Here is a 2,514-nt window from a genome sequence, read left to right on the forward strand (position 1 = left end):
GAGCCCCATGCGTCCCTGTGGAACGATCGTGCTGCCGTCGGCGAAGGTTACGGGGAGCGACCGTCCGCGCCACAGGTACCGGACGAACGGCAGCGACCGGAGTTCATCCGTGCTGGACGCTGAATCGCCGCCACCGCGGTGAGCGTCCTGACCGACGGCTTAGGGGACCTGGAAGATCGAACGAACTGCCCGGCATTCGACATACCCGTCAGGAACAGGTCATCCCTCCCGGTTCGCTCCCGACCTCACCTGTCTCGCCCGATGAACCAACCCGTCGGAAACCGCCGCAGGTACCATTCAGTGGAATGACCTCAGGCCCTCACGCATCTCCGTGTAAAGGTGCTGTGGCTGCTCCCAGGCGGCGAAATGTCCCCCTTTGGGAAGCCTCGTGTACCGCACCAGGTTCGGATAGGCCCGTCGCGTCCAGCTCTCTGGTGCCTGGAAGAGCTCGTCGGGAAACGCACTTGCGACCACGGGGAGCGCGACGCCCTTGGGTTGGAAGAAAGGCAGCTTGTTCTCCCAGTAAAGCCTGGCCGCCGACACGCCCGTATTGGTGAGCCAGAACAATGTGATGTTGTCCAGCACGTCGTCACGCGTGATTCCTTCAGGAACGCCGTCAAACGATCTCGCAATGAGCTCGAGGCTGCGACGATCATGGTCGATCATGAAAGTTGCCAGGCCTACCGGCGAATCGGACAGCCCCGTTAGCGTCTGCGGGCGCGTACCCATGAAGAATGCATAGTAGACGTCCTTGTAGAACGCAGAGAGCTGACGGAACGCCTGCTCCTCTTCCGTCGAGAGGCCGGCGGGCACTTGGCCGCCGGCGAGCGCTACGGCGTCAATCTCCGGTGGCACCACGCAAGGCATATTCGTGTGTATAGCCACCAGGCCCTCCGGCGCCTGGACGCCCATCTGGTCGACCACGATAGCGCCCCAATCGCCTCCCTGTGCCACGTACCTTTCATAACCGAGTCTCTTCATCAGTTCGCCGTAAGCCCTGGCTATCCTCGGCGGATTCCAGCCAACGGCATCGGGGACCCCTGAGAACCCATACCCAGGCATCGACGGGATCACTACGTCAAATGCATCGGCAGGCGTACCGCCGAATTTGACGGGATCCGTCAAAGGTTCGATCAGTTTCAGCTGCTCCATGATCGACCCAGGCCAGCCATGCGCAATCAGCACAGGCAATGCGCCCTGATGCTTGGACCGGACATGGATGAAATGAATGTCGAGTCCGTCGATCTCCGTGATGAAGTTCGGCACTGTGCTGAGCTTCTTCTCGCCGACACGCCAGTCGTAGTCGTTGGCCCAGTACTTCACCAGCTTCTGCACAGTTGCGAGCGGCGTTCCCTGAGAGAAATCGGTCACCGTTTCACGTTCCGGGAGGCGGACGTCCTTGAGCCTCCGGTGAAGATCGGCGAGGTCGCTTTCCGGGAAGGCGACTTTGAAAGGCTGGATGGAGGATCGATTCGTGCGCTCGACCTGTGTGACGTTCATCGCGCGGCTCCTTGTTCGAGTGATTGATGTCGTCTTGACCGCCAAGAGACAACGTGCCCGACCGGTCCTTGAGCCCAATCGCTATCTCGACACCCTTGGCACATCGCTGCACGCGAACTCGTCATGGGCCTTCGAACAAGGAGGAGCGCTCAGAGTCTGTTCTCCTCGTCGGAAGAACTCTTACCGAAAGTTGCGGCAAGTTGCCTGTACCGGCCCTCATGCCTTCCTCCCTGGCGCCAGGCAGCGGGCCGGTTACAGCGAATAGTCCAGTCTCATGGCCGCCAAGCCGCGAATCACCGTTCAGGCCAGAACACGCTCTTGGGGGTACCGGAGGCTATGACCTGATTTAAGTCGGCAACGGCGCGACGGCGTGCCTTCGGTGCTTTCATCTGCCCGGGAAGTCGACTCAGCCAGTGACTATTGAGCCCCGATCCGTCGGGACGAAACATTGAGCGTTGCGTGCTTGTGGGCAAAGGAGTTCGACCGAGGACGTCTACACATTCGAGGAGTTGTGCGAACGATGAAAACCGGAAGACGAATCCCTGGGATTCGACGCAGAGGACCGGGTAACCGTAGTGGAGGATCACTGTCGGAGCTGGTGGCTTGAAGCAGGAAGCGCTAAGCCAGTCATCCCCCTGCTCGATATGAACCCAGTAGGCCATTGGTTCGTCGCGCCAATCGGGCACGTGCTCGATCCAGTGACGAGGCATCTTCATCAGCAGAACTCCGAAACCGGACACACGAGGCGTGGCCGCAGCATTGGCTCACACCGGATAACACGCCGTCCCAAGGAGTGCGCCGATAGACGACTCCTACCTGGTCCGCTTCGCGGACGCCTTCTTCCCCGACGCGTTGAGTTCGATAGCCGCGCGAACCAGCGCCTTGAACGCCTTGGCGTCGATGGTTTCGCCTTCCCCGGTGTCGATGGCGCGACGTACGTTTCCATCGAGACTCGAGTTGAAAAGCTTGGCGGGATCTTTCAAGGCGGCACCCTTGGCGAAGGTCAACTTCACT

At 60.4% G+C, this 2,514-nt stretch carries 2 protein-coding genes; both read right to left on the reverse strand.

What is annotated here, in order from left to right:
• Positions 1 to 297 precede the first annotated feature (297 nt).
• Positions 298 to 1,500, reverse strand: coding sequence for an epoxide hydrolase family protein (locus tag ACQKIE_RS19205; RefSeq protein WP_427462171.1), 1,203 nt, complete (start codon positions 1,498 to 1,500; stop codon positions 298 to 300).
• 812 nt (positions 1,501 to 2,312) lie between these two features.
• Positions 2,313 to 2,514, reverse strand: a 202-nt coding sequence (locus tag ACQKIE_RS19210; protein WP_427462172.1) for a DUF1801 domain-containing protein, incomplete at its 5' end; no start/stop codon positions are given.

This window comes from Luteibacter sp. NPDC031894 (assembly GCF_050273135.1).
In the GTDB taxonomy this organism is placed as follows: Bacteria; Pseudomonadota; Gammaproteobacteria; order Xanthomonadales; family Rhodanobacteraceae; genus Luteibacter.